Consider the following 25,944-nt stretch of genomic DNA (forward strand, 5'->3'; position numbering starts at 1 on the left):
GCCCGCGCTTAAGCAGACTTCTTGTTGTTCTTGTCGTCGTCGACCTCGGTGAACTCCGCGTCGACAACGTCATCCTTCGCAGCGTCCTTGGCCGCGTCCGCCTCGGCCTGCTGCTTGTACATGGCCTCGCCGAGCTTCATCGAAGCCTGCGCCAGCGTGTTGGTCTTGGCCTTGATCGCCTCGGCGTCGTCGCCCTTCAGCGCTTCCTTGAGGTCGCTGACGGCGTCTTCGATCGCACGGCGTTCGGTGTCGGCGATCTTCGAACCGTGTTCGGCCAGAGCCTTCTCGGTCGAATGAACCAGGCCATCGGCGTGGTTCTTGGCGTCGACGGCCTCGCGGCGCTTCTTGTCCTCGGCCGCGTTGACCTCGGCGTCCTTGACCATCTTGTCGATGTCGGCCTCGGACAGACCGCCGGATGCCTGGATCCGGATCTGCTGTTCCTTGCCGGTCGCCTTGTCCTTGGCCGAGACGTTGACGATGCCGTTGGCGTCGATGTCGAAGGTCACCTCGATCTGCGGCATGCCGCGCGGAGCCGGCGGAATGCCCATCAGGTCGAACTGGCCGAGCATCTTGTTGTCGGCCGCCATTTCACGCTCGCCCTGGAAGACGCGGATGGTGACGGCGCCCTGATTGTCTTCGGCGGTCGAGAACACCTGGCTCTTCTTGGTCGGGATCGTGGTGTTGCGGTCGATGATGCGGGTGAACACGCCGCCCAGCGTCTCGATGCCCAGCGACAGCGGGGTCACGTCGAGCAGCAGCACGTCCTTGACGTCGCCCTGCAGCACGCCGGCCTGGATCGCAGCGCCGATCGCCACGACTTCGTCGGGGTTGACGCCCTTGTGCGGCTCCTTGCCGAAGAACTGCTTCACCACTTCCTGGATCTTGGGCATGCGGGTCATGCCGCCGACCAGCACCACTTCGCCGATCTCGCCGGCGGTCAGGCCGGCATCCTTCAGCGCCTTGCGGCACGGTTCGATGGTCTTCTCGACGAGATCGGCCACCAGCGCCTCGAACTTGGCGCGGGTCAGCTTCATCGTCAGATGCTTCGGACCGGTCTGGTCAGCCGTGATGAACGGCAGGTTGATCTCGGTCTGCGTGGTCGACGACAACTCGATCTTGGCCTTTTCAGCGGCTTCCTTCAGGCGCTGCAAGGCGAGCTTGTCGTTGCGCAGGTTGATGCCCTGCTCCTTCTGGAACTCGTCGGCGAGATAGCCGACCAGGCGCATGTCGAAGTCCTCACCGCCGAGGAAGGTGTCGCCGTTGGTCGACTTCACCTCGAACACGCCGTCACCGATCTCGAGGATCGAGACGTCGAAGGTGCCGCCGCCGAGGTCGTACACGGCGATGGTGCCGGACTTCGACTTGTCGAGACCGTAGGCGAGCGCGGCAGCCGTCGGCTCGTTGATGATGCGCAGCACTTCGAGACCGGCGATCTTGCCGGCATCCTTGGTGGCCTGACGCTGCGCGTCGTTGAAATAAGCGGGAACCGTGATGACGGCCTGCTCGACCTTCTGGCCGAGATGCGCCTCAGCGGTCTCCTTCATCTTCTGCAGGATGAAGGCCGAGACCTGCGAGGGCGAATAGGTCTTGCCGTCGGCTTCGACCCAGGCGTCGCCGTTCGATGCCTTGACGATCTTGTAGGGAACGAGCTTCTTGTCCTTCTCGACCATCGGGTCGTCATAGCGGCGGCCGATGAGGCGCTTCACCGCAAAGAACGTACGCTCGGGATTGGTCACCGCCTGGCGCTTCGCCGGCTGGCCGACGAGGCGCTCGCCATCGTCGGTGAAGGCAACGATCGACGGCGTCGTCCGCATGCCCTCGGCATTCTCGATCACCTTGGCGTTCTTGCCATCCATCACGGCAACGCACGAATTCGTGGTGCCGAGGTCGATCCCAATGACCTTACCCATGGTTTTGATATCCTCTTTGCTACGGCAGGTTGGTTGGGCCCTGACGGCGCTCCGTACCGAACCCCCAGACGTTCACATACTCGCGATATTGCGACGGTGAGCCTGATATAGGAGAGAGGGTCCTGCCCGCAAGGACTGGACGCAACGTTGAGGCCTGAAAAGACTGACGTTTGAAAGATTGTGTCAGCCCGACTGCGCGCCGGTTCAACCCCAAGGCAACCCCCGGCCAAGTTAACAAATCGGCAATGATGCCACCCGCCGTTCGCCCGCAAACGCCCGCCGCGCGACGTCAGCGCTGTTGAGTAAACGCTCACAAACGTCGTATGCGAATGCGGCCCCCGGGTACAGGCCGCGCTGTTTGGCCGCTGGTGGCCAGTCGCGGAAACGTCGGGAAACTGGAAAGTGCCTGCCAATCAGGGCGAAAAGCCCATGGAATCGGGCCTCGAAGCCCAAAGCGGAGACTTGGCGGCCTGTTGCAGGGTCATCAAAACCGCTAAAAGCGGTCCGACTGAAAGAGGCCATCCAGCCCTGCACCGGCCCCGTTGCGCGGCCACGAAGCAAAACCGGTAGATCCCCCATGACGCCTTTTCGAGTTCTCGCTGCGGTTGCCTTGCTGATTGCCGCCACCTGTCGTGGCTTTGCCGCCGACGTGGTGTTTCCGCCGGGCGCGCATGTCGGGATGAAACCGCTGGTGGGCCTGGTCCGCGCCAAATCGTTCATCGGCTTCGAGACCGAGGATCAAGGCGTGAAGGTCCTGGTCGCCGATCTGCCTGCGGGCGCCTACAACGAGGTCGTGAACGCCTTCAAGGCCAATCCCGCCGGCGCCGGAAACATCAAGCCCGAGAGCCTCGAGACGCCGGCCGGCCTTGCCTACTACACCGTGGAGAGCGCGCGCGACGGCACCAGCAATGTGCGGCGCTATTCCATGATCCTGCCCGGACCGACCTTCTCCGGCTATGTCGCGGTGCAGGTGCCGGAGAACGCGAGCAAGATCTACACCGACGACGCCGTCCGGCAGATGTTCGCCTCTGCCGAGATCCGCAAGGAGGTGCCGGTCGACGAGCAGCTCGGCATGATGCCGTTCAAGGTCACCGAACTCAGCAGCTTCAAGAATGTCCGCATGCTGGCGCCGGGCGCGGCGCTGCTGATGGCCGATGGCGACGACAAGGCTCTTGAGACCAAGCCCTTCATGCTGCTCGGCGTCATCGCTTCGGCTCCGGCCACACCGGATGATCGCGGCCGCTTCGCCCAGCAGATCGCCACCACGATCCCCGGCGTGCGCGACGGGCGGATCACCATGTCCGAACCGATCCGGATCGACGGCCAGCCCGGCTTCGAGACGCGGATCGACGCCGTCAGCGGCAAGGACAACACCCCGGTGACCATCGTGCAGTGGCTGCGGTTCGGCGCGCAAACGTCGATGCGCGTGATCGGCAGCTCGCCGCGCACCGATTGGGAAACGGCCTTTCCGCGCTTCCGCGCGGTGCGCGACGGCATCCAGCCGCGCGGCTGATCGGCCCTTCGTAATCGGCCGCAAAAAATCGCACTTTCGCCGGCCCACGAACGGAACTAGCCTCCTCGCCGAGGTATCACGCAAAGCGAGGAGGGGCGCGATGTTGGATCGACGACAGGTTGTTGCAGGCCTCGGTACGCTGGCGCTCGCGACGCTGGTTCCAAGGAGCCTCCGGGCGGCTGCGATCAAGCCCGACGACGGCTGCGCGCTGCTCGTGATCGACGTCCAGAACTGCTTCCTGCCCGGCGGCAGTCTTGCGGTGAAGGACGGCGAGCAGGTGGTGCCAGTCATCAACAGGATCGCCAAGAGCTTTGCCAATGTGGTGATGACGCAGGACTGGCACACGCCCGGACACGTCTCGTTCGCCTCGACCCATTCCGGCAAGAAGCCGTTCGAGACCATCGATCTCGCCTATGGCAAGCAGGTACTTTGGCCCGACCACTGCGTGCAGGGCACCGACGGCGCCTCGCTGTCGAAGGACCTCGCGATCCCGCAGGCCGAGCTGATCATCCGCAAGGGTTTTCACAAGGACGTCGACAGCTACTCCGCCTTCACCGAGGCCGACGGCAAGACCACCACCGGGCTTGCCGCCTATCTGAAGGCGCGCAACGTCGAGCGTGTCTTCGTGGCCGGGCTCGCCACCGATTTCTGCGTGGCCTGGACCGCGCTCGATGCGCGCAAGGCCGGCTTCGAGACCTATGTGGTGGAAGATGCCTGCCGCGGCATCGACACCCAGGGATCGCTCGCCAAGGCCTGGGACGACATGGCCAAGGCCGGCGTCAAGCGCATCCAGTCGTCGGATATCGCCTGACACACTGCCTCGCGCGAGATCCGCATGGCCGAGTTCGCGTCACCCATTGCGTTCGATCTCGCGCAGCGCCCGCCTTCGCCGCGGATGGCGGGCCTGATCGTGCGTATCACCGGTTATCGCGAGACCGCGGCCGGCCGGTTCGCGCAGCGGCAGAGCGCGCCGCTCATCGTGCCGCTGATCATCAGCTTCGGCTCGCCATTCCTGATCGCGCTGTCGCGCGAGCCGCGCGCGACCGATCGTCAATCGAGCTTTGCGGCCGGCCTGCATGCGGGGCCGGTCTATATCGAGTCCGACGGCCAGGCTGCCTGCGTGCAGGTGGATTTCACGCCGCTCGGCGCTTACCGCTTCTTCGGCGGCGCCGTGACCGACCTGGTCGGACAGATGGTCGAACTCGACGATGTGCTCGGCCATGATGGCCATCGTCTGCGCCAGCAGCTCGGCGCGGTGACGTGCTGGCAGCGCCGCTTCGACCTGATCGAGGCCTTCGTGCTCCGCCGCGCCCGCCACACGCCGTCGCCAGAAGTGGCGTTCGCCTATCGACGGCTGGCGCGCTCGGCTGGTGCCGTCAGCATCACCGCACTGGCCGACGAGATCGGCTGGAGCCGCAAGCATCTGGTCAGCCGGTTTCGATCAGAGCTCGGCCTCGCGCCGAAATCGCTGGCGCGCATGATGCGGTTTCACCGGGCGAGCCGGCTGGCACTGAGCGGGTGTGCGCCCGGCTGGGCAGGGATCGCGGCGGACAGCGGCTATGCCGACCAGGCCCACCTTGCCCGCGAGTTCGTCGAATTCGCCGGCGAACCGCCAACCGCCTGGGCGCGTCGCCAGGCGCTCACCGACCGCCGGCTGGTTCACGCCGACGACGGGCTGCCGGACTGGTAACAAACCTTCAAGCCGGGACCGCGTTGGCTCGTGCAGTGTGACGTCATCAACCAACGAGGTCACCGTGACGCACAACATCGAACCGCCCCGCATCTACCCGACCCTGCGCTGCAACGACGCCGAGGCGATGACCGCCTGGCTCAAGACGGTGATCGGATTCACCGAGCACGTGATCTATCGCGATGGCGGCGTGATCCACCATGCCGAGCTCGCCTACGGTTCCTCGATTCTGATGCTGGGGCAGGCACGCGACGATGCCTATGGCAAGCTCGTCGGGGACTTCAGCGGCCGCCGCACCGATTCGATCTACGTCGCCGTCGACGATCCCGACGCCCTGCATGCGAAGGTGAGGGCTGCGGGTGCAAAGATCGAGATGGAACTGCGCAACACCGACTATGGCAGCCGTGATTTCGCCTGCCGTGATCCGGAAGGAAATCTCTGGAATTTCGGCACCTACTGGCCGAAGGCACATGAGAAGCCGCTGCCGTGAAGCCAGGACAGCGCGCTCACACCTTCAGAGCCGGAGTTGGACCGATCAGACCGTGATGTCGGCAGAGGGAGCGGCCTTGGCGCCGCCCTTGGAGACGCCGACCAGCGCCGGACGCAGGATGCGCTCGCCGATCATGTAGCCGGCCTGCACCACCTGCACCACGGTGCCGGACGGCACCGACGCATCGGGCACCTCGAACATCGCCTGCTGGAAGTTCGGATCGAACTTCTCGCCGATCGGATCGAACTTCTTGACGCCGTTCTTCTCCAGCGCGTTGAGCAGCGAACGCTCGGTCAGCTCGACGCCTTCGAGCAGCGCCTTCAGGCCGGGATCGGCGGCTTCCTTGGTCTCGGCCGGCACGGCGTCGAGCGCGCGCTGCAGATTGTCGGCGATATCGAGCACGTCGCGGGCAAAGCCGGTGATGCCATAGGTCTTGGCGTCGGCCACCTCGCGGCGGGTGCGCTGCCGGAGGTTCTCCATCTCGGCCAGCGTGCGCAGCGTCCGGTCCTTCGCCTCGGCGAGTTCCTTGGCCAGCGCCTCCGCCGATCCGGCCTCGGGATCGTCAGGCATGATGTAGGGCTTCGAGACCACGGGCTCACCCGTCGGCGCCGAATTCTCGCTGTTGTCATTGGCCCGGTTCGGATCGGTCATGGCTTGCCTTCTCGAAAACTCGCGTCGGTTCAAATCTTGGGGATTGGCTGCCCGGGATATCGTGCTTTAGGCGGCGAAAATCAAGCGCAACATACCGGTTTCGGGCAGAGGGATCTCCGGCTTGGGTGAACGAAACCCGTCAAATGAAAGCGAAATCCGCTCCGGTCAGCCGCCCAGCATCTTGCTGACGATGCGCGCGGCATAGTCAACGGTCGGGATCACCCGCGCATAGTTCAGCCGGGTCGGCCCGATCACGCCGAGCACGCCGACGATCCGGCCCTGGGCGTCGCCATAGGGCGCGATGATGGTGGAGGAACCAGACAGCGAGAACAGCTTGTTCTCCGAACCGATGAAAATCCGCACGCCTTCGCCACGCTCGGCGCGGCCGAGCAGATCGATCACGCCGCGCTTGGTTTCGAGATCGTCGAACAGCGACTTGATGCGCTCGAGATCGTCGAGCGCATGGAGATCCTCGAGCAGGTTGGCGTGACCGCGCACGATCAGCTGGCGGTCCTCGTTCTCGCCGCCGGACCAGCTCGCGATGCCGGCCGCGACGACCTTTTGCGTGAGCTGATCGAGCTCGGCGCGGTTTTGCGTCAATGCCGTCTCGAGCTCGAGCCGTGCTTCGGCCAGCGTCCGGCCGCGAATCCGCGCATTGAGGAAATTGGTCGCTTCCGTCAGGGCCGAGGACGGAACACCCGGCGGCAGCGCCAGCACGCGGTTCTCGACCTGACCGTCTTCGCCGACCAGCACGACCAGCGCCTTTTCCGGCTCCAGCCGCACGAATTCGATGTGCTTCAGCCGTGCATTCGACTTTTGGGTCAGCACGACAGCCGCGGCGCGGGTCAAGCCCGATAGCCGCGTCAACGCCTCGCCGAGCGCCGCCTCGACGGATTGCGCACGGCCGACGGCCGCAAGCTGGGTCTGGATCGATTGACGATCGGCCTCGGTGAGGTCGCCGACCTGCATCAGGGCGTCGACGAAGAAACGCAGGCCGAGCTCGGTCGGCAATCGGCCGGCCGAGGTGTGCGGCGCATAGATCAAGCCGAGCTGCTCGAGATCCGACATCACATTGCGGACCGAGGCCGGCGACAGCGGTAATGCGATCAGGCGCGAGATGTTGCGCGAGCCGACCGGTTCGCCGGTGGCGAGGTAGCTTTCGACGATTTGACGAAAAATGTCGCGCGAACGCTCGTTGAGCTGGGCGAGCCCGGCATGCGGGGCGATCAGGCCGATCGGATCGTGATGAGTCACACTCCAGTCCCTCACAATTACCGCCTAATTTGTCGATCCGGAGGGCCGGTGACAAGCGGCATTCACCCCTTGATACCGGGGCCGAAAACCCTCGCCAAAACCCTTGCCAAAACCCTTGCCGCTGCCCCCTGCCCCTCCTACAAGCACGCCCAGCCATATCTGTCGGATTTTTGGAGGATTTCATGCGGCCAAGCCGCCGTGCACCCGATGAACTGCGTCCCGTGTCGCTGGAACGCGGCGTCGTCAAATATGCCGAGGGTTCCTGCATGGTGAAGTTCGGCGACACCCATGTGCTGGTCACCGCGACGCTGGAAGAGCGGCTGCCGCCATGGCTGAAGGGCCAGGGCCGCGGCTGGGTCACCGCCGAATACGGCATGCTGCCGCGCGCCACCCTGGAACGCACCCGCCGCGAGGCCTCGGCCGGCAAGCAGGGCGGCCGTACGGTCGAGATCCAGCGGCTGATCGGCCGCTCGCTGCGCGCGGCCGTCGATCTCGAGGCGCTCGGCGAGCGCCAGATCACGGTCGATTGCGACGTCATCCAGGCCGACGGCGGCACCCGCACCGCCTCGATCACCGGTGCATGGGTGGCACTGGCCGACTGCATCAACTGGATGAAGACCCGCAACATGCTGAAGACCAACGTGTTGCGCGACAATGTGGCGGCGATCTCCTGCGGCATCTACCAGGGCACGCCGGTGCTCGATCTCGACTATGCCGAGGACTCCGAGGCCGAGACCGATGCCAATTTCGTCATGACCGGCGACGGCCGGATCATCGAGGTACAGGGCACCGCCGAGAAGACGCCGTTCACGCAAGACGAATTCCTGGCGCTGATGGCGCTGGCGCGCAAAGGTGTCGCGCGTCTGGTCGACTTGCAAAAGATCGCGGTCGCGTAGTCTGATTGGTCATGCATCGCCGAATCACCGGAAGACTCGTCATCGCCACCCATAATCCCGGCAAGCTTGCCGAGATGCGGGAACTGCTGGCGCCGCATGGCGTGGAGGCGGTGTCGGCCGGCGAGCTCGATCTGGCTGAGCCAGAAGAGACCGGCGACAGCTTTCGCACCAATGCGGCGATCAAGGCGATCGCAGCGGCGAAGGCGACGGGATTGCCGGCCTTCGCCGACGATTCGGGTCTCGTGGTCGATGCGCTCGACGGCGCGCCCGGAATCTATTCCGCGCGCTGGGCCGGCGAGGGCAAGGACTTCATGGCGGCGATGACGCGGATCGAGCGGCTGCTGCAGGAGCGCGGCGCCACCGTGCCGGAGCAGCGCAAGGCGCATTTCGTCTCCGCGCTATGCGTGGCCTGGCCGGACGATCATCTCGAGGAGGTCGAGGCCCGCGCCGATGGAACCCTGGTCTGGCCGCCGCGCGGCACCGCCGGCTTCGGCTATGATCCGGCCTTCCTGCCGGACGGTTACACGCGGACCTTCGGCGAGATGACCAGCATCGAGAAGCACGGCCTGCCGCCGCTCGGGCTCGGCCTGTCGCATCGCGCCCGCGCCTTCGTGAAGCTCGCGGAGATCTGCCTTGAGCCACGCTGAACGAGAAGCCGCTCAACGAGAGGCGTTTGGCGTCTACGTGCACTGGCCGTTCTGCCTGTCGAAATGCCCGTATTGCGATTTCAATAGCCACGTCCGGCATGCGCCCGTCGACGAGGACCGCTTCGTGCGCGCCTTCGCCCGCGAGATCGAGACCACCGCGGCGCGGGTGCCGGGCCGCGAGGTGTCCTCGATCTTCCTCGGCGGCGGCACGCCGTCGCTGATGCAGCCACAGACCGTCGGCGCCGTGCTCGATGCGATCGGCAAGCACTGGCAGGTCGCGCGCGACGTCGAGGTGACGCTCGAGGCCAATCCGACCAGCGTCGAGGCGACGCGCTTTCGCGGCTATCGCACCGCCGGCGTCAACCGCGTGTCGCTCGGCGTGCAGGCGCTGGACGACGCGTCGCTGAAAGCATTGGGCCGTCTGCACACCGCGCGCGAGGCGCTCGATGCGGTGGCGATCGCGCGCTCGGCATTCGATCGCTACTCGTTCGACCTGATTTATGCGCGCCCCGACCAGACGCCGCGAATGTGGGCCGATGAATTGAAGCAGGCGATCTCGGAAGCAGCCGAGCATTTGTCGCTCTATCAGCTCACGATCGAGGAAGGCACGCCGTTCTTCGGGCTGCATGCCGCCGGCAAATTGCAGACGCCGGATGAAGCGACGTCGCGCGCGCTCTACGACGTGACCCAGGAGGTCTGCGCCCGCGAGGGATTGCCGGCCTACGAGATCTCCAACCACGCCCGCGCCGGCGCGGAGTGCAAGCACAATCTGGTGTACTGGCGCGGCGAAGAATATGCCGGCATCGGCCCCGGCGCGCATGGCCGGCTCGACATCGATGGCATCAGGCACGCGACGGCGACCGAGCGGCGGCCCGAGGCCTGGCTGCTGAACGTCGAGGAGCGCGGTCACGGCGTCGTCACCGATGACAGCCTCAACAGCGAAGAGCGCGCCGACGAATTCCTGCTGATGGGGCTGCGGCTCGCCGAGGGCATCGACCCGAAGCGCTATGCGCAGCTCTCCGGCCGAAAGCTCGATCCGCACCGGATCGCGATGCTGCGCGAAGAAGGCGCGATCGCCGTCGATGCCGACGGACGGCTGCGCGTGACGAAATCGGGCTTCCCGGTGCTCGACGCCGTCGTCGCGGATCTGGCGGCCTAGAGCGTTTTCAGGCCCAGAGGCTTCCGGTTCGGTAGTGCGTCGGTTTGAGTGTGGCGGCCGGGACAGCTAGGAATCGATGGCGATCAGGGCCATATTTGGCGAATGGACCAAGCGGAACTTCGGCTCTCGACCGGCGGATGGCGTCAAACATCCATTCAGGAAGCCCTACGGCTCGGCCGCGCGCTCACTTATCGATGTATCGAATGCTTGGGTCAGGTTAAGGCTCATGCGACCGGAACGGATGGGTCGGCCGCTCATTTCGAGCACAAAGAACGAAATCCGGGTTGTTCGCTGATTCCCCAGCACTTTGATGGGACAGCGCGTCCCCACAAGAACCCGCTGAAATGATCCTCAAGCGCTGGGCGCGATCCGAATCAGCGCGCCAAGCACATCATCGATCTCGGCACCGGCGACGTCCCGGGCCTGCACCGCGTGATCCTGATCCAGGAGATCGTGGTCGGCGAGCTGGATTGAAGGGAGGAAAGTCGAGGCCTGAAAAATGCGCCGCCATCCGTGATTGCCAAGAAAGGAGCAGAGGCGCGCTGAAAAAGAGTTAGTGCGCCGCTGCTCGGATTCTGCTAGCATCTTCTAGCGTTTAGGGTCGGTAGGGACGACGGGACTTGAACCCGTATGCCGCGAAGCCTCGGTTTTAAAGACCGCTGTGTCTACCAATTCCACCACGTCCCCGTAAGGGGTGCTCACCACGGCCCGTTCCTGTCCGACCCTTCAAAGCTGGTCAGGGGCGGGCCTTCGTGTTACTGGTGAGTTCGTCGGTAAGCAGGGACGAACCCCCTAACGCTCTTCTCATCGGCCACCCTTAGTAGTTCCCGAACAGCCTACACGCCCAAAATAGGACTCGCAAGCGCTTTCGTCAGTGCTAACGTGAAGTCGTGGATAAATCAGATTGACGAGAAAGGCTCCCCGAATTACGTTATCTCGCGTTAGGATTGGAGATAAAGCTATGGATAAACGTATTCGCTCCCCGAATTACCCGGCGATCAGCTTGCCGGATGCCATCGGGAAGGTAACAGCCCTGTACCGTTCCGTGCATACTCATGCCGCACCGCGTGAAGTGGTAGCAAAGGGCATGGGCTACAATTCCCTGAATGGCGCGTCGGCTACAGCCATCTCTGCGCTTCACAAATATGGGCTTTTGGAGCGTGTCGGGGACGAGGTGAAGGTTAGCGAGCGTGCATTGAGCATCCTCCATCCTCACACTCCACAAGAAAAGGCAGAGGCAATCAGGGCAGCAGCCGGAGAGCCAACTCTTTTTGCTGAGCTTGCGGATCGCTTTCCCGGCGCGATGCCAAACGAGGACTTGCTTCGTAATTACTTATTACGCAAGGGATTCGCTCCCGGCGCGGTCGGCCAAGTTATCTCCGCTTATCGTGAGACATCAGAAATGGTGGGGGGTGAGGAACGGGGTTATGATTCGGCACAACCTTTCGAGACAAAGGAAACCCAAGTGCTGAGTCCGCCCCTTCATAAGGATGCTGAAGTCTTCCTAAAACATACGATTTCTCAGGAGGATGGCCGACAGATCGCTCGATATGATTTCGAGGAAGGAGGCTTCGTGAGGATCGTTGCGAGCCCCGAAATCGACACTGAAGAAGCCCTAAGTATGGTCGAGACGATGATTGAACTAAAGCGAGCTGAAATCGCACGCCGAAAGCGACGAATCGTCAGCCAGCCGGGACCATCTACGGACGGTGGCGAATCGAATGACGAATAATGGAAGTCGAAACTGACGCCTCACGAACGGCTTCTCTGAGAAGATCGCACACCATGCTTGCGCGGTCGCACTTCACGCGATGTTTTATAACTTGGTGCGCGTTCATTAGAGCTTGAAGATGACATCAGCAGCAATGGTTGGCTAGCGTCAACAACCACCTCTGAGAAATGACTGACCTCGTGGAGGCGATCGAAGCACTCGAGGCGCGCGAAAGGACACAATCAAACTCATCGACTACCGCCGGTTCGCGTGAAGAAAACGCGTCCGATGATCAGGCCCCGAAGCTTTTCGGCGAGCCCGCAACCGGCGTGCCACCACCTGACGCCACCTTCATGACCGCAAGGCCGCGCTCGTTGGTGCCGTCGGAGCGGAAGCGGAACAAGCCGTCGATACCGGCAAAGCCGGACGGATTGGTCAGCGTCTCCGGCGCGAAGCGCTGCGCGCCCTGGGTGCGGGCAAGTGCCGCCATCAGCGCCACCGCATCATAGGCAAGCGTCGCGGTGCGCACCGGCTCGCTGCCGTATTTGGTGCGGTAGCGGCCGGCGAAGCTCCGGAAGCCGGACGGATCGGGCGCGGCATAGAGGCCGCCCTGCAGAAGCGGGCTCGCGAACACCCGCGGATTGTCCCACAGCCCGGTGCCGAGCAGCTGGATGTTGTGCAGATTGGCGCCGGCAGCGGTCAGCGCGTCGGCGGTCGCGACCACCGAATCGCCGTCGTCGGCAATCAACAGCGCATCGGCCTGGCCGAGCGCCTGCGCCACGGTCCGCGCCGGGGTCGCGCGGTCGGCGCCATATTTCTCGAATGCGACGACGCGGCCGTTCTTGCGGCCCGCCGCCTGCTTGAATGCGGCCTCGACCACGTTGCCATAGGCGTTGTCCGGCACCATCGCGGCAAACGAGCGTTTTCCGATCCCGGCGGAATAGTCGACAATGCGATTGATGTCGGACTCCGGCAGGAAGCTCAGCAGATAGACGCCGCGCCCGGCCACGCTCGAATCGGTGGAGAACGCGATCACCGAGGTTCCGCGCGGCCGCGTCAGTTGCGCGACGGCCGGCACCGAACCCGCGAACAGCGGCCCCAGAATGATCTCGGCGCCTTCGGACAATGCCTGCTGGGCACCTTGCGATGCGCCCTGCGGGCTGCCGCCATCGTCCTTGATCAGGAGCTGGATGTTCGGGTTCTGGAATTCCGCCAGCGCCATTTCGGCGGCGTTCCGCATCGACTGCGCGGCGAGCCCGGCATTGCCGGACGCCGATAACGGCAGGATCAGCCCGATCTTGACCTGCCCGGTGCCAACCGCCTGCGGCTGCTGCTGCGGGCCGGCGGGCCCCCCCTCCGGGTTGCCGCTGGTAAACTGGCTCAGGCTCTGCTGGACGCCGGAACAGGCCGACAGCAGCGGCGCGCCCACGATAAGGCCAAGCGCAGTCCGCCGGGTCGTACCCGACGACGGGGACTTTTGGTGATGCGGGCCTTCCATTGTCTCTCTTCTCTTGGCCGACCGTGATCGGCCAGGACTCCATCCGGCTCGGATGAGGCCGGTGGATTCAGGCATATTGTCGGCGAATAGTGAACTAAAACAAAAGGATTATGGCCCCGCGGCGCCGTTGCCGCGGCCGCCATTCCCCCGGCAACGGTCTTGCGCCACCGCCGTTTGCGGATGTGGCGCAAGCGCTGCCATCCCTCTAGAGCCTATTCCGTTCCGATTGAATCGGAACGGGGCTCTAGATTCTTGTTTTGACGCGTTTTCTTCACGCGAACCGGTATCCACTTCGCTCGAAAACGCTCTAGATTGGCATTATGCGCGCAAAAGCCAGTTCCCTCCACCATTCGGATGCCACAACGGGCGCTGCGGCCAGAACCTTTTCGATCGGCGGCCAGCAACTGGCCGCGCCAAGGGCTGCGCCCGGGCTCCATCTGGTCGCAACCCCGATCGGCAACCTCGCCGACATCACCCTGCGCGCGCTGGAGACGCTGGCCGGCGTCGACGTCATCGCCTGCGAGGACACCAGAATTACGCGCCGCCTGACCGAGCGTTACGCGATCACCGCGGAGCTCGCTCTCTACCACGAGCACAACGCGGCCCAGGCCCGGCCCAAGATCCTGGAGCGGCTGGCGCAAGGCGCCGCGATCGCGCTGGTCTCCGACGCCGGCACGCCGCTGATCTCCGATCCCGGATTCAAGCTGGTGCGCGAGGTCTGCGCCGCCGGCCATGCCGTCATCGCGGTGCCCGGGCCGTCGTCGGTGCTGACGGCGCTGTCGGTTGCAGCGCTGCCGACCGACCGGTTCTTCTTCGAGGGTTTCTTGCCGGCGAAGGAGCACGCGCGCCGCGCCCGCCTCACCGAGCTCGCCCGGATCGATGCGACGCTCGTGATGTTCGACTCCGGCAATCGCGTGCAGGACACGCTGCGCGACCTCGCCGCGATCATGGAAGGGCGCGATGCCGCGATCTGCCGCGAGCTGACCAAGCTGCACGAGGAAGTCACGCGCGCGCCGGTCGCCGAGCTTGCGGCAGGCGCGGACGCGCTGGAAACCCGCGGCGAGTTCGTGCTCGTGATCGGGCCGCCGGCCGACGATGCCGGGACGATGGACCAGGACGCGCTCGACGAGCTGCTGCGCGCGCAGCTCGCCCGTGGCAGCGTCAAGGATGCGGTCGCCCACGCCGTCGAACTGTCCGGCCGGCCGCGCCGCGAGGTCTATGCCCGCGCGCTCGAGCTTGCGAAAACCACCGGGGACGGCGATGGCGAAGTCTGACAGCGCCTCGCCGGAGCGCGTCGCCGCGTTCCGCACCGGCATCTCGGCCGAAAGCCGCGCCGCGGCGCTGCTGATCGCCAAGGGCTATCGCATCCTCGCCAGACGCTTCCGCACCCCCTATGGCGAGATCGACCTGGTGGCGCGCCGGCGCAACCTCGTCGCCTTCGTCGAGGTCAAGGCGCGGGCCAGCCTCGACGACGCCGCCTACGCGGTGACGCCGCGCCAGCAGCAGCGCATCGTCAATGCCGCCCAGGCCTGGCTGATGGCGCATCCCGAACATGCCGAATTTGATCTCAGATTCGACGCCGTGCTGATTGCGCCGAGGAGCCTGCCGCGCCATCTGTTAGCGGCATTCGACGCCAGCCCCAATTAACCTCAAGACCTCGCGGGACACGCCTATGAAATTGAAGATCGCCGTCCAGATGGATCCCATCGCGCGCATCAACATCCGCGGCGATTCCACCTTTGCGCTGCTGCTCGAGGCGCAGAAGCGCGGCCACGGCATTTCCTACTATACGCCCGACAAGCTGTCGCTGCGCGGCGAGGAGTTGGTTGCGCCGGTGCAGTCTCTCACCGTGCGCGACGAGGCCGACAATCATTTCACGCTGGGCGAGCCGAAGCGCGAGGCGCTGAACGGCTTCGACGTCGTGCTGCTGCGGCAGGATCCGCCGTTCGACCTCGCCTACATCACCTCGACGCATTTCCTCGAGCGCATCCATCCGAAGACGCTTGTTGTCAACGACCCGGCCAGCGTGCGCAACGCGCCGGAAAAGCTGTTCGTGATGAATTTCCCGCAGCTGATGCCGCCGACCCTGATCTCGCGCGACCTCGACGAGATCAACGCATTCCGCGACCAGCACGGCGCCGTCGTCATGAAACCGTTGCACGGCCATGGCGGCGCCGCGGTGTTCCGCGTGATGCCGCAAGACATGAATTTCGGCTCGCTGTTCGACATGTTCTCGGTCACCTTCAAGGAACCCTGGGTGATCCAGCGCTTCCTTCCCGAGGTGAAGCATGGCGACAAGCGCATCATCCTGGTCGACGGTGAATTCGCCGGCGCCGTCAACCGCGTGCCGGCCGCGGACGATCTGCGCTCCAACATGGTGCGCGGCGGCGCGGCCAAGGCAACCGAGCTCTCGGAACGCGAGCGTGACATTTGCGCTACCGTTGGGCCCGAGCTGCGCGAGCGCGGCCTGCTGTTTGTCGGCATCGACGTGATCGACGGCAACCTGACCGAGATCAACGTCACATCGCCGACCGGCATCCGCGCCATTGCGCGGCTCAACGGTCCCGACGTCGCGGCGATGATCTGGGATACCATCGAGAAGAAGCGCGCCGCGAAATAATCCTCCTTTGTGCGCCGCACAGGCTGGCTGAATTTTAGCCAGCGCTTTGTCGTGCCTGCGTTCGCCTTATTCTACTTGCCAGCTTGCGCAGGCGCGGGCAGCATCCTCTTGCCTGCGTCAGGTCAAGCGGCGGGTCAACGCGCGGGCAACAACGCGACAATCTCATAAAAAATGTGGAGGAAGACGTTATGACGCTCAATGTCTCACGACGATCCTTGCTCGCGCTCGGTGCCGGTCTCGGCGCCAGCACCATGCTCGGCGGCACCGTACAGGCACGCGCGCCGAAGCTCGGCACGCAGACTCCCTATTGGCATCGTTTCGTTCTCGGCGACGCCGAAGTGACCGTCGTATCCGACGGCCCGCTGCCGCTCGGCGATCCCTCCGGCACCTTCACCGGCGTGCCGAAGGAAGAGGTGAAGAAGATGCTCTCCGACAACTTCCTCTCGCCCGACAATGTCGTGCTCGAGCAGAATTCGCCGATCGTCAACACCGGCGACAAATTGATCCTGTTCGATACCGGCATGGGCACCTCGCAACTGTTCGGCAAGACCACCGGCCGGCAGCAGAAGAGCATGCAGGAGGCCGGCATCAAGCCGGAGGACATCGACGCCGTCGTGCTGTCGCATGCCCATATCGATCATATCGGCGGCATTGTCGGCGGCGACGACAAGCCGTTGTTCCCGAATGCGCAGTACTACATCGCGCAGAGCGATCTCGAGTTCTGGACCGACGAAGGCAAGATGGGCAGTCCGCTGAAGGACTTCATCGTGCACGCCCGCAAGAACCTGCTGCCGGTGCGCGACCGCATCGTGTTCTTCAAGGATGGCCAGGAATTCCTGCCCGGCGTGACCGCGATCGCAGCGCCCGGCCACACCGTCGGTCACTCCATCTTCATGGTGAGCTCGGGCGGCAAATCCTTCGCCTTCCTCGGCGACCTCTCGCATCACGCGGTGCTGCTGCTGGAGCGGCCGCGGATGGAATTCTCCTACGACACCGACCCGAAGCAGGCGGCGGCGTCGCGGGTCAAGCTCCTGGAGATGCTGGCGGCGAACAAGACGCCGGTGATGTCCTATCACTTCGCCTGGCCCGGCTACGGCCACGTCGCCAAGGCCGGCGAGGGCTTCCACTATTATCCAGAGCCTATGCAGATGACGCTGTGACGGACTGACGACGCTGCATTCGGGAGCGGCTGCCGCCGCTCCCGAATGTTCGACCTATTCCGCCGGTGCGAGGCGCCGGCCGGCGCCTGTGATCGCCGCATCTCGCGCCCCAATCCGCGCGCGACGCTTGCGCCACCAGATCACCACGCCGGTCACCGACAGCGCCGCAACCACCAATCCCATCAGCGAGATCAGGATGCGCCCGGGCAAGCCCACGATACGGCCGGAATGCAAGGGAAACTGCATCTGCACGAAGATGTCGGCCGCGGTGCCGACCCACGGCAGCCGCTCGCCCAGCGGGCGGCCATCCTCGCTGTCGTAATAGAGCTGCGCCGGGCCCACACCGGCGGCGCCATGCTCATCGCCCGGCTCGAAGAATGCGACCGCATAGACGCCATGGGCCGGACCGTAATTGATCGAACCGATCGGTGTGGTCCAGCCGCGCGCCTTGCCGTCCGCCGCGGCACGCGTGGCGATGTCCGCATAGGTCATCTTCGGTTCGATCGGATCGTCGAGATGACGATACGGCCGCTGCTCATAGGGTGTCGGCGTGTAGTTGGACACCGTCTTCATCACCGGCGAAAACACCTCGAAATAGAGGTTGAGCGAGAATGCCGTGAACGCGATCACGAACAGCAATGCCCAGGTCCACAGGCTGAAGGCGCGGTGAATGTCGAAATTGATTCGATACGCGCTGCCCGACGTCTTGATCTTCCACGCCGGTGCCCAGCGGGCCCAGAAGCCCTTGCCCCGGACGGCCGGCATCGCCGGCGCAGCTTTAGCCCGCCGCCGCGACGGCAGGGTCAGGTAGAAGCCGACGAAGCATTCGATCGTCCAGATCACCGCGATGACGCCGAGGAAACGCATGCCCCAGCGATCGCTGCCCCAGAATTCGGGGATGTGCATCGTGTAATGCAGCTTGTAGAGGAACGAGACGAAGTTTTCCCGGCTTACCGGCCAGACCGCGCCCCAATAGCGGCGCCCGAGTTCGGCGCCGGTATTTGGATCGAGAAAGATCTGGTTGTAGTCGAGCGCGTAACGCTTGCCGGTCTGCGGATCGATTCGCGGCAACACGAAGAACCACAGCGATTCGCCTTTCTCCGCCGTCGTGAACATGTGGACGACGCGGGCACGGTGATCGCGTTGCTCGATCAGCTTGACGAGATCGACCGACGGAATCGCAGGTCCCGCGCTGGTCACCTCGAACAGCTTGCTGTTGAGCACATCGTCGATCTCGTGGTCCCACGAGATGATCGCGCCGGTGACGCCCGAGAAGAACAGGAACGCCGCGGTGAGAAGTCCCGCCCAGCGATGCAGTCGTCCGAGGATCGGTCTCATGGAGAATTCACCAGCGATAGGTCAGCTTCGCGACCGCCTTGCGCCCCTCGGCGTAGAAGCAGCTGGTATTGCCGTAGCAGGCCGCCACGTAGCGCGTGTCGGCGAGGTTGGTGACGTTGAGCGAGAGGCGATAATTGTCCTTGGTGTAGGCGAGCAGCGTGTCGATGACGGTGGATGCCGGCACCTTGAAGGTGTTGGCATCATCGCCGAACGTCGATCCGACATAGCGGACGCCGCCCCCAAACTGGATACCGGCGAGCGGACCGCCCTGAACTGTGTAATCGCCCCACAGCGAGAAGCGGTTGAGCGGGACGGTGACCGGCGCCTTGCCGACATTGACGGGATCCTTGGTGACGACAGCGTCGATATAGGCGTAGCCGCCGCGGATGTTGACGCCCTCGGCAAGCGTCGCAGTGCCTTCGAGCTCGATGCCGCGCGATCTGACCTCGCCGGTCTGCTCCGCGAAATACGACGGCGGCGCGTAGGTGACGACGTTGGATCGGGTCAGGTCGAAGGCGGCCAGCGTGATCAGCGCGTTGATGCCGACCGGCTGGTACTTGACGCCGACTTCGTATTGCACGCCGCTTTCCGGCTTTAGCAGCTCGCCGGCGGCGTTGATGCTCAGCACCGGCAGGAAGGATTCCGAATAGCTGAAATATGGCGCGATGCCATTGTCGAAATTTGTACATGACGGCGGCCCGGCCGGTGAACGCCGAGGCATCGGTCGAGGTCGACGTTCTCGCGAGATTGTTGTCGAGATCCGTGGTGACGAAATCCTGCCGCCCGCCGATCAGGAACGACAACCCGCCTAGCCTGATCTGGTCCTGCAGATAGAGGCCGGCCTGCGACTGCTTGATGCCGGTGTCGTCAAACGGTCCGTTGTTGGTCCAGCTGTTGGTATAGACCGGCGCGAACACGTTGATCTTGCCGGTGCTGAAGCTGGAGGCCAAGTCGCGGAACGACGTGTTGCGGTAATCGACGCCGAACAGTGTCGTATGGCTCAGCATGCCGGTGACGAATTTGCCTTGCAGCTGGTTGTCGACCGCGAAGGAATCGATCGTCGAGCTGCCACCGGAGCCGCCGCGCGACAGGAGCCCTCCGGCTTCGTCGGCCGCCGACGCATAGCCGGTGCCGTAGAAGCTCTTCTGCTCGTTGTGCATCCACGAATAGCGCAGGTTCTGGCGGAAGGTCAGCGCGTCATTGAAGTCGTGCGACAGCATGTAGCCGACCGAGGATTGCTCGGTGTCGAACTGGTTGAAGCCCGGCTCGCCGACGAAGCGCGTGTTCGGAATGAAGCGGCCGCTGTTGGCCCAGACGGTGCCGGACGGCGGCAGGAACTGCAGGCCCCAGCCGGTCCGCTCCTTCTGATAATTCGCCAGGAAGGTGATCGTGGTGTCGTCGTTCGGCTTCACGGTGACGGCGGGAGCGATGAAGACGCGATTGTCCTTGGTGAAGTCGACCTGGGTCTCGCCGTCGCGCGCGACGCCGGTCAGGCGCCACAGCACCGTGCCTTCCTTGTTGGCGCGGCCGCCGATATCGAATTCGCCCTGATAGCGGTTGAAGCTGCCGCCGGACAGCGACACTTCGCCGAACTCGCGCGCGGTCGGCAGCTTGCTGACATAGTTGAGGATGCCGCCGGTGCCGCTGCCGCCGTACATCGCGGAGGATGGTCCCTTCAGGACTTCGAGGCGCTCGGCGCCGTAGGGATCGAGCCCGAGGAAGTGCACGTAGTTGCTGCTCGGCAGCCGCAGGCCGTCGAGATAGAGGCCGGGCATCGTCATGTCGAAGCCGCGGATCTGCAAGCCGCCGAAGCGGGTATCCGAACCGCCGTTGACGTCGCCGCTGACACCTGCGGTGTAGCGCAATGCCGCGCCGACCGATTCCGCGCCCTGGTTCCTGATCTGGTCCGTCGTGACGACCGAGATCGATTGCGGGGTTTCGATGAGCGGCGTGTCGGTCTTGGTCGCCGTCGCCGAGCGCGTCGCAACGAATCCGGCAACCGGGCCACCGGCGCGCTCACCGGCACCTGTGCCGCTGCGCGCCGCCGGTTGAGTCGTCGCCTGCTGGGAACGAGCCGCACGATTGGCGCGGGTCGCGCGCGCGGTCATCGGACGACGAACCGGCTTTGCATTCGCGGCGGCCGCGCGCTGCTGAGGCGCATCCACGCTGACCGCCGGCAGTTCCGTTTGCGCTTGCGCACGTTCGACCGTGGCTCCGGCGGCAAGTACGGCGGCGGTACATAGACCGATCGTTCGCAGCGTTGGATGTTGACGGGTGGAATGCGAAGCAAGTCGATCGATCACGCGAAGGCGCCCCTGATGTCAGCCTGGATGGATGTGTGATCCGGCTCTACAGCGCAGCGCTCGCGAGTACAGGCCTCGGCGGTTGGAATAGATCGAGACTGTGCGTGCGATCAGTGCGCGATCACTGAAACGGCAAGGAAATCGGCAACGCGCTGCGACAATGTGCGCGAGGCTCGCGCGTGCTGGAATGATTCTTGAAAATGATTCCTGCAGTTGTCGACGACGCGAGCTGCGTTCGATCGCGCGAGGCATGCGTCATCGCGAGCGACGCCCGACGCTTCCGCACCGGCCAGGAGCGGATGCGCCGCGCGGTGAATTGGCACCGGGCGACCAGCCCTCGGCGCCGCGAACGTTCTTGTAATGTTCTTGCACTTGCCGCCCGATTCCGCTACCCTCGATTGCGGAAGATAGGGGCAGCATGGTTCAGCGCGTTTCCACCGTCGCATTCGAGGGGATCGAGGCCCGCGCGGTCGACGTGCAGGTGCAGGTCGCGCCGGGATTGCCCGCGTTCGCGATCGTCGGCTTGCCCGACAAGGCGGTGTCGGAAGCCCGCGAACGCGTGCGTTCGGCGCTGATCGCCTCCGGCCTCGCGCTTCCCGCCCGCCGCATCACCGTCAACCTCGCGCCCGCCGACCTGCCCAAGGAGGGCAGCCATTACGACCTGCCGATCGCGCTCGGCCTGATGGCGGCGATCGGCGCGATCCCGCCGGATGCGCTGAACGGCTTCACCGTGCTCGGCGAGCTCGGGCTCGACGGCTCGATCGCAGCCGTTGCCGGCGTGCTGCCCGCGGCAATCGGCGCCAATTCGCGGGACGAGGGATTGATCTGTCCGGCCGCCTGCGGCTCGGAAGCCGCTTGGGCCAGCCCGGACATCCAGATCATTGCGGCACACTCGCTGATCCAGATCGCCAACCACTTCAAGGGCACGCAGGTGCTGTCGCGGCCGCAGCCGAAGGTGCAAGACCAGAACGAGGCGCGCGAGGAAACGCTGCTCGACCTGCGCGACATCAAGGGCCAGGAGAGCGCCAAACGCGCGCTGGAGATCGCGGCCGCCGGCGGGCATCACCTGCTGATGATGGGTTCGCCCGGCGCCGGCAAGTCGATGCTGGCGGCGCGGCTGCCCTCGATCCTGCCGCCACTGTCGCCGTCGGAGCTGCTCGAAGTCTCGATGATCGCCTCCGTCGCCGGCGAGATCCGCGACGGCGCGCTGACCGCGCGGCGCCCGTTCCGCAGTCCGCATCATTCCGCCAGCATGGCCGCGCTGACCGGCGGCGGCATGCGCGCCAGGCCGGGCGAGATCTCGCTCGCGCATCAGGGCGTGCTGTTCCTCGACGAATTGCCGGAGTTCGATCCGCGCGTGCTGGATTCGCTGCGCCAGCCGCTGGAGAACGGCGAGGTTTCGGTGAGCCGGGTCAACCACCGCGTCACCTATCCAGCGCGCTTCATGCTGGTCGCAGCGATGAATCCGTGCCGCTGCGGCCACGCCTACGAGCCCGGCTATTCCTGCAAGCGCGGTCGGCTCGACCGCTGCACTGCCGATTACCAGATGCGGATCTCCGGCCCGCTGATGGATCGCATCGATCTCAGGATCGAGGTGCCCGCCGTGACGGCGGCGGACCTGATCCTGCCGCCGCCGGCGGAGGGATCGGCCGAGGTCGCCGCGCGCGTCGCCGCTGCACGCGACATCCAGCTCGCGCGTTATGCGGCGGCCGGCATGCCGCATGTCCGCACCAACGCGGAGGCGCCGAGCTCGCTGCTCGAGACCATCGCGCAGCCCGATACGCATGGGCAGAAGCTGCTCCGCGAGGCGGCCGAGACCATGCACCTTACCGCGCGCGGCTATCACCGCGTGCTGCGGGTGGCGCGCACGCTCGCCGATCTCGACGGCACTGATACGATCGGCCGGCTGCACCTCGCCGAAGCGCTGTCCTATCGTGCATTGGCCGACGATTTGCGCCGCGCCGCCTGATCCTAACCGGAAGCGCCGTCTCGATTCGTGCCGGTTTCGCGCGCGTCAACGTGACGGTAACCACTCCCATTTACGCTCCGCAAACCATAAGCACCGCGGTCCGCGGCAAGCTTGGGTCGAGCGAGTTGTGTCATGTTGCGTTTGAAGGTTTTGGCCTCGGTGGTCCCCCTTGCCGTGGCCGCGGTATTTGCCCGCGCCGAATTCCTGCCGGGTCCCCGCCCCTGCATCGAGGTGGGCGGGACCACGATGCAGATCGCATCGGCACCCTGGCTGGCACAGCTTCACGTCAGCTTCACCGACGACCCCAGCCTTGCCACCGTCCGGGTCCAGATCGCCGACAGTGCCGACGCCGCCGACTTCACGGTGATCGACGACATCGACGATGCCGAGGCCGGGGCATGCGCGAGCAACGCCGTGCCGCAGCTGGTCGGGATTTCCGGCGATCCGACCGCGACCGGCCCCATCATCTATCTTTCGCATGGCGATGGGCCGGCCGACTACCGCGTCTACGTGCAGTCGAAGACGTTCTCGGTGCGCGATGCCGCGGCCCTGATCGTCAGCGCTCGCGGCGGCCATCGCCGCCTCGAGGCGGAAGCGGCATCGCCGGAGCTTGCGCCGCACGTCCCGAGCCGGGTCGTGGCGGAGTTAACCTCCCGCTAACCTTGTTCCGAGGGCAGCGCGAAACGGCCACCAACCTCAAGCACTTTGCAAGGTGGCCGACGCATCTTTATCGCCGGATCAAGCTATCTCAGGGCCACCATTGATGGGGCGTTTCTTCCGGATCAAGTTGCGCCTTCGCCGCTTCCTGCGTCGCCATTCCTGGGTCGCGACGATCGTCCGTTCCTTCACGATCTTCTCGGTCGCATTCGGCGGCGCTTTCGGATTCATTTCGGGCGCGCTCTCGCAGCACAGCGGCTACGACCCCAATGCATTCGCGATCGGGGTCAGCTTCCTGTTCGCGCTCGCCTGCCTCTGGATCGTGACGCTCGGCATCCGCCTGCGGCTGATGCGCAAGAGGCTGCGCACCATCGCCACGCACAATGAGGCGATGGCCGACCGCAACTGGGAACTGCAGGAGGCCGAGCAGCGCGCCGGCAAACTGTTCGAGGCGCAGGGCGACCTGATCGTGCTGCGCGACCTCGAGGGACGGATCACCTATGCCAACGACGCCTATTGCGAGCTCGCCCAGATCTCGCGCGACAATTTGATCGACAGCACCGCCACGCTGACCGTGCTGGAGCAGGGCGACACCGCGCTCGAACCCAGCGGGACCCGCGTCTACGACCAGAAGGTCGAAGGACCGCTCGGGCCGCGCTGGATCGCCTGGCGCGAGGGTCTCGTGCGCAACGATGCCGGCGCGCCCGCCGAGATGCAGAGCGTCGGCCGCGACGTCACCGACCGCACCGAGAGCGAACGCGCGCTGGCCGAAGCGCGCGACCAGGCCGATGCCGCCAACCGCGCCAAGTCGCGCTTCCTTGCGATGGCGAGCCACGAGATCCGCACGCCGCTGAACGGCATCATCGGCATGAGCGGATTGCTGATGGACACCCAGCTGACGCCGGAGCAGATGACCTACGTCAAGGCGGTCAAGACGTCCGGCGACGCGTTGCTCACGCTGATCGAGGAGCTGCTCGATTATTCCAAGATCGAGGCCGGCAAGATCGATCTCGAACATCGCGCCTTCGCGCTGTCCGGCCTGATCGAGGACATCACCGAGCTGCTGGCGCCGCGCGCGCAAACCAAAGGCATCGAGATCGCCGCTTACGTCGACGAGCGGCTGCCGATGCAGGTGACCGGCGACGCCGCGCGGCTGCGTCAGGTGCTGCTCAATCTCGCCGGCAACGCCATCAAGTTCACGACGACCGGCGGCGTGGCGCTGATCGTCGAGCCCGGCATCTGGCCGAACGAGATCAGCTTCCTGGTTCGCGACACCGGCATCGGCATCGCACCGGAAGCGCAGCAGCGCATCTTCCGGGAGTTCGAGCAGGCCGATGACCGCATCGCGCACAGCTATGGCGGCACCGGCCTCGGGCTTTCGATCAGTGACCGCATCGTCAAGCGCATGGGCGGCCGAATCACGCTTGCAAGCACGCCGGGCGCGGGCTCGACCTTCGAGGTGTCGATCCCGCTCGCCGCCGCCGATACCGGCGCGGCCAACAGCTTCACCGCACCCGACCTCGCCGGCCAGTCGATCATGCTGGTCGCGCCACACAGCATAGAGGCCTCGCTGATCTCGCGGCGGTTGCAGCGCTGGGGCGCTCAGACCTGCATCGTGTCGGACGCCAATGTCGCCGAGGCGCTGCTGCCGGAGCGGAGCTGGCACGCGATCCTGATCGACCACACGCTCGGCACGCCGGCGATGGAAGCGTTCGCCAGCGCCGCCCGCATCCATGCGACCCATCGCATCGTGATGTTCACGCCGGCGACGCGTCAGGACCTTTCGACGTCCGAGACACCCATGTTCACGGGCTACCTGGTCAAGCCGTTGCGCGCGTCGTCGCTCGCCGCACGCCTGACCGCGTCACCCGAAATCGCGGCACCAAGCCTTGCGAGCGAGGCCGTCGCGGAGGTCGCGTCCACCGCGCCAGGGTCCAGTCCGCCGGACAAGGGGTTCTCGATCCTGGTCGCCGAGGACAATGAGATCAACGCGCTGCTGATGCGCTCGCTGCTCACCCGGCTCGGCCACACCGTCGTCATAACGACCAATGGCGAGCAGGCAATGGAGTCCTGGCTCTCGGCGACGTCAGCCGGCATGCCCTACGATCTCGTGCTGATGGACATCCAGATGCCGCGCCTCAACGGCATCGAGACCACCAAGCAGATCCGCGCCCATGAAGCGGGCCAGTCCATCCGCCGGACCCCGATCCTGGCGCTGACCGCCAATACGCTGGTGGAAGACCGCTATGCCTGCTTCGAAGCCGGCATGGATGGTTTTCTGATCAAGCCGCTCGATCGCGAGAAGCTGGAAGAAGCGCTGGCGGGCCTCGCCGCCGCACGGCATATCGCGGCGTAGGTAGCCGTAAATTCGCTGTCGTCCCGGCGAAGGCCGGGATCCATAGCCACCAACGTCAATTGGCGAACGACCGTCTCGCCGCGTGCCTTTTGCGGGGGCCGCGGAGCATGGGTCCCGGCCTT

The 25,944-nt window shown here is 65.0% G+C and carries 21 protein-coding genes and 2 pseudogenes; 16 read left to right on the forward strand and 7 right to left on the reverse strand.

Going from position 1 to position 25,944, the window contains the following annotated elements:
- Positions 1 to 8: 8 nt before the first annotated feature.
- Complete coding sequence (gene dnaK, locus ACVILL_RS12865; RefSeq protein ID WP_028335770.1) at positions 9 to 1,910, reverse strand: molecular chaperone DnaK; 1,902 nt, start codon at positions 1,908 to 1,910, stop codon at positions 9 to 11.
- A gap of 577 nt (positions 1,911 to 2,487) precedes the next feature.
- Here dnaK and ACVILL_RS12870 point away from each other — a divergent pair.
- The 4 genes from ACVILL_RS12870 (at position 2,488) to ACVILL_RS12885 (ending at position 5,603) form a co-directional block, all read left to right on the forward strand.
- Complete coding sequence (locus ACVILL_RS12870) at positions 2,488 to 3,423, forward strand: hypothetical protein (RefSeq protein ID WP_456729379.1); 936 nt, start codon at positions 2,488 to 2,490, stop codon at positions 3,421 to 3,423.
- Between the two features lie 100 nt (positions 3,424 to 3,523).
- Positions 3,524 to 4,234: a bifunctional nicotinamidase/pyrazinamidase gene (pncA, locus tag ACVILL_RS12875; RefSeq protein ID WP_456729380.1), complete on the forward strand. Its 711-nt coding sequence runs from the start codon at positions 3,524 to 3,526 to the stop codon at positions 4,232 to 4,234.
- A gap of 24 nt (positions 4,235 to 4,258) precedes the next feature.
- A complete protein-coding gene (locus ACVILL_RS12880) occupies positions 4,259 to 5,113 on the forward strand; it encodes a helix-turn-helix domain-containing protein (protein ID WP_456729381.1) in 855 nt (284 codons plus the stop codon).
- A gap of 37 nt (positions 5,114 to 5,150) precedes the next feature.
- Positions 5,151 to 5,603: a VOC family protein gene (locus ACVILL_RS12885; RefSeq protein ID WP_456729382.1), complete on the forward strand. Its 453-nt coding sequence runs from the start codon at positions 5,151 to 5,153 to the stop codon at positions 5,601 to 5,603.
- A gap of 45 nt (positions 5,604 to 5,648) precedes the next feature.
- Here the strand turns inward: ACVILL_RS12885 and grpE are convergent, their stop codons facing one another.
- Together grpE and hrcA are read right to left on the reverse strand one after the other, a co-directional pair.
- Complete coding sequence (grpE, locus tag ACVILL_RS12890) at positions 5,649 to 6,254, reverse strand: nucleotide exchange factor GrpE (RefSeq protein WP_456729383.1); 606 nt, start codon at positions 6,252 to 6,254, stop codon at positions 5,649 to 5,651.
- A gap of 165 nt (positions 6,255 to 6,419) precedes the next feature.
- Positions 6,420 to 7,508 carry a heat-inducible transcriptional repressor HrcA gene (gene hrcA, locus ACVILL_RS12895; RefSeq protein WP_456729384.1) on the reverse strand — a complete coding sequence of 363 codons (1,089 nt, stop codon included), beginning with the start codon at positions 7,506 to 7,508 and terminating at the stop codon, positions 6,420 to 6,422.
- A 182-nt stretch (positions 7,509 to 7,690) separates the two neighbouring features.
- On the opposite strand from hrcA, the gene rph reads away from it, so the two are divergent.
- Genes rph through hemW form a run of 3 tightly spaced genes read left to right on the forward strand, consistent with a single transcriptional unit; the run spans position 7,691 to position 10,210 of the window.
- Entirely contained in the window at positions 7,691 to 8,404 is a 714-nt protein-coding gene (gene rph / locus ACVILL_RS12900; protein ID WP_456729385.1) for a ribonuclease PH, read from the forward strand.
- A gap of 11 nt (positions 8,405 to 8,415) precedes the next feature.
- Positions 8,416 to 9,051: an RdgB/HAM1 family non-canonical purine NTP pyrophosphatase gene (rdgB, locus tag ACVILL_RS12905; protein ID WP_456729386.1), complete on the forward strand. Its 636-nt coding sequence runs from the start codon at positions 8,416 to 8,418 to the stop codon at positions 9,049 to 9,051.
- On the forward strand, positions 9,038 to 10,210 hold the full coding sequence (gene hemW / locus ACVILL_RS12910; RefSeq protein ID WP_456729387.1) for a radical SAM family heme chaperone HemW: 1,173 nt from the start codon (positions 9,038 to 9,040) through the stop codon (positions 10,208 to 10,210). Before rdgB ends, hemW begins: the two co-directional genes overlap by 14 nt.
- Positions 10,211 to 10,561: 351 nt before the next feature.
- Here hemW and ACVILL_RS12915 read toward each other — a convergent pair whose 3' ends face one another.
- The gene (locus ACVILL_RS12915) at positions 10,562 to 10,795 is read right to left on the reverse strand and encodes a hypothetical protein (RefSeq protein WP_456729388.1); all 234 of its coding nucleotides are present in this window, start codon (positions 10,793 to 10,795) and stop codon (positions 10,562 to 10,564) included.
- Positions 10,796 to 11,171: 376 nt separating this feature from the next.
- Here ACVILL_RS12915 and ACVILL_RS12920 point away from each other — a divergent pair, with 376 nt between their 5' ends.
- Together ACVILL_RS12920 and ACVILL_RS12925 are read left to right on the forward strand one after the other, a co-directional pair.
- The gene (locus ACVILL_RS12920) at positions 11,172 to 11,942 is read left to right on the forward strand and encodes a hypothetical protein (protein ID WP_456729389.1); all 771 of its coding nucleotides are present in this window, start codon (positions 11,172 to 11,174) and stop codon (positions 11,940 to 11,942) included.
- A 16-nt stretch (positions 11,943 to 11,958) separates the two neighbouring features.
- Positions 11,959 to 12,048, forward strand: a pseudogene (locus tag ACVILL_RS12925) (IS1 family transposase); the annotation flags it as partial.
- A 165-nt stretch (positions 12,049 to 12,213) separates the two neighbouring features.
- Here ACVILL_RS12925 and ACVILL_RS12930 read toward each other — a convergent pair.
- Complete coding sequence (locus ACVILL_RS12930; protein WP_456729390.1) at positions 12,214 to 13,419, reverse strand: penicillin-binding protein activator; 1,206 nt, start codon at positions 13,417 to 13,419, stop codon at positions 12,214 to 12,216.
- Between the two features lie 320 nt (positions 13,420 to 13,739).
- Between ACVILL_RS12930 and rsmI the strand changes: the two genes are divergently transcribed.
- The 4 genes from rsmI to ACVILL_RS12950 all read left to right on the forward strand — a co-directional run bounded on the left by rsmI (position 13,740) and on the right by ACVILL_RS12950 (position 17,199).
- Complete coding sequence (gene rsmI / locus ACVILL_RS12935; protein WP_456729391.1) at positions 13,740 to 14,693, forward strand: 16S rRNA (cytidine(1402)-2'-O)-methyltransferase; 954 nt, start codon at positions 13,740 to 13,742, stop codon at positions 14,691 to 14,693.
- Positions 14,638 to 15,066 carry a YraN family protein gene (locus tag ACVILL_RS12940; protein ID WP_456729392.1) on the forward strand — a complete coding sequence of 143 codons (429 nt, stop codon included), beginning with the start codon at positions 14,638 to 14,640 and terminating at the stop codon, positions 15,064 to 15,066. Before rsmI ends, ACVILL_RS12940 begins: the two co-directional genes overlap by 56 nt.
- Before the next feature lie 25 nt (positions 15,067 to 15,091).
- The gene (gene gshB, locus ACVILL_RS12945) at positions 15,092 to 16,039 is read left to right on the forward strand and encodes a glutathione synthase (RefSeq protein ID WP_456729393.1); all 948 of its coding nucleotides are present in this window, start codon (positions 15,092 to 15,094) and stop codon (positions 16,037 to 16,039) included.
- 188 nt (positions 16,040 to 16,227) lie between these two features.
- Complete coding sequence (locus tag ACVILL_RS12950) at positions 16,228 to 17,199, forward strand: MBL fold metallo-hydrolase (protein WP_456729394.1); 972 nt, start codon at positions 16,228 to 16,230, stop codon at positions 17,197 to 17,199.
- A gap of 54 nt (positions 17,200 to 17,253) precedes the next feature.
- Here the strand turns inward: ACVILL_RS12950 and fsrB are convergent, their stop codons facing one another.
- Both fsrB and ACVILL_RS12960 read right to left on the reverse strand, forming a co-directional pair.
- Positions 17,254 to 18,537, reverse strand: a complete 1,284-nt coding sequence (fsrB, locus tag ACVILL_RS12955; protein ID WP_456729395.1) for a siderophore utilization protein FsrB — start codon at positions 18,535 to 18,537, stop codon at positions 17,254 to 17,256.
- Positions 18,538 to 18,544: 7 nt separating this feature from the next.
- Positions 18,545 to 20,645 (reverse strand): annotated as a pseudogene (locus ACVILL_RS12960) (TonB-dependent siderophore receptor).
- A 613-nt stretch (positions 20,646 to 21,258) separates the two neighbouring features.
- Here ACVILL_RS12960 and ACVILL_RS12965 point away from each other — a divergent pair.
- From ACVILL_RS12965 to ACVILL_RS12975, 3 genes are all read left to right on the forward strand, one after another.
- A complete protein-coding gene (locus ACVILL_RS12965; RefSeq protein WP_456729396.1) occupies positions 21,259 to 22,809 on the forward strand; it encodes a YifB family Mg chelatase-like AAA ATPase in 1,551 nt (516 codons plus the stop codon).
- 132 nt (positions 22,810 to 22,941) lie between these two features.
- Complete coding sequence (locus ACVILL_RS12970) at positions 22,942 to 23,469, forward strand: hypothetical protein (RefSeq protein ID WP_456729397.1); 528 nt, start codon at positions 22,942 to 22,944, stop codon at positions 23,467 to 23,469.
- A 103-nt stretch (positions 23,470 to 23,572) separates the two neighbouring features.
- Entirely contained in the window at positions 23,573 to 25,822 is a 2,250-nt protein-coding gene (locus ACVILL_RS12975) for a response regulator (RefSeq protein ID WP_456729398.1), read from the forward strand.
- The last annotated feature ends 122 nt before the right edge of the window (positions 25,823 to 25,944 follow it).

Source organism: Bradyrhizobium sp. USDA 3364, from assembly GCF_054056355.1.

What these genes read in the sequence shown, in the direction of transcription:
- dnaK (WP_028335770.1), bottom strand. Translation starts at nt 1,910, where the DNA reads ATGGGTAAGGTCATTGGGATCGACCTCGGCACCACGAATTCGTGCGTT.
- ACVILL_RS12870 (WP_456729379.1), top strand. Translation starts at nt 2,488, where the DNA reads ATGACGCCTTTTCGAGTTCTCGCTGCGGTTGCCTTGCTGATTGCCGCC.
- pncA (WP_456729380.1), top strand. Translation starts at nt 3,524, where the DNA reads ATGTTGGATCGACGACAGGTTGTTGCAGGCCTCGGTACGCTGGCGCTC.
- ACVILL_RS12880 (WP_456729381.1), top strand. Translation starts at nt 4,259, where the DNA reads ATGGCCGAGTTCGCGTCACCCATTGCGTTCGATCTCGCGCAGCGCCCG.
- grpE (WP_456729383.1), bottom strand. Translation starts at nt 6,254, where the DNA reads ATGACCGATCCGAACCGGGCCAATGACAACAGCGAGAATTCGGCGCCG.
- rph (WP_456729385.1), top strand. Translation starts at nt 7,691, where the DNA reads ATGCGGCCAAGCCGCCGTGCACCCGATGAACTGCGTCCCGTGTCGCTG.
- rdgB (WP_456729386.1), top strand. Translation starts at nt 8,416, where the DNA reads ATGCATCGCCGAATCACCGGAAGACTCGTCATCGCCACCCATAATCCC.
- ACVILL_RS12915 (WP_456729388.1), bottom strand. Translation starts at nt 10,795, where the DNA reads ATGCTAGCAGAATCCGAGCAGCGGCGCACTAACTCTTTTTCAGCGCGC.
- ACVILL_RS12920 (WP_456729389.1), top strand. Translation starts at nt 11,172, where the DNA reads ATGGATAAACGTATTCGCTCCCCGAATTACCCGGCGATCAGCTTGCCG.
- ACVILL_RS12930 (WP_456729390.1), bottom strand. Translation starts at nt 13,419, where the DNA reads ATGGAAGGCCCGCATCACCAAAAGTCCCCGTCGTCGGGTACGACCCGG.
- rsmI (WP_456729391.1), top strand. Translation starts at nt 13,740, where the DNA reads ATGCGCGCAAAAGCCAGTTCCCTCCACCATTCGGATGCCACAACGGGC.
- ACVILL_RS12940 (WP_456729392.1), top strand. Translation starts at nt 14,638, where the DNA reads ATGCCCGCGCGCTCGAGCTTGCGAAAACCACCGGGGACGGCGATGGCG.
- gshB (WP_456729393.1), top strand. Translation starts at nt 15,092, where the DNA reads ATGAAATTGAAGATCGCCGTCCAGATGGATCCCATCGCGCGCATCAAC.
- ACVILL_RS12950 (WP_456729394.1), top strand. Translation starts at nt 16,228, where the DNA reads ATGACGCTCAATGTCTCACGACGATCCTTGCTCGCGCTCGGTGCCGGT.
- fsrB (WP_456729395.1), bottom strand. Translation starts at nt 18,537, where the DNA reads ATGAGACCGATCCTCGGACGACTGCATCGCTGGGCGGGACTTCTCACC.
- ACVILL_RS12965 (WP_456729396.1), top strand. Translation starts at nt 21,259, where the DNA reads ATGGTTCAGCGCGTTTCCACCGTCGCATTCGAGGGGATCGAGGCCCGC.
- ACVILL_RS12970 (WP_456729397.1), top strand. Translation starts at nt 22,942, where the DNA reads ATGTTGCGTTTGAAGGTTTTGGCCTCGGTGGTCCCCCTTGCCGTGGCC.
- ACVILL_RS12975 (WP_456729398.1), top strand. Translation starts at nt 23,573, where the DNA reads ATGGGGCGTTTCTTCCGGATCAAGTTGCGCCTTCGCCGCTTCCTGCGT.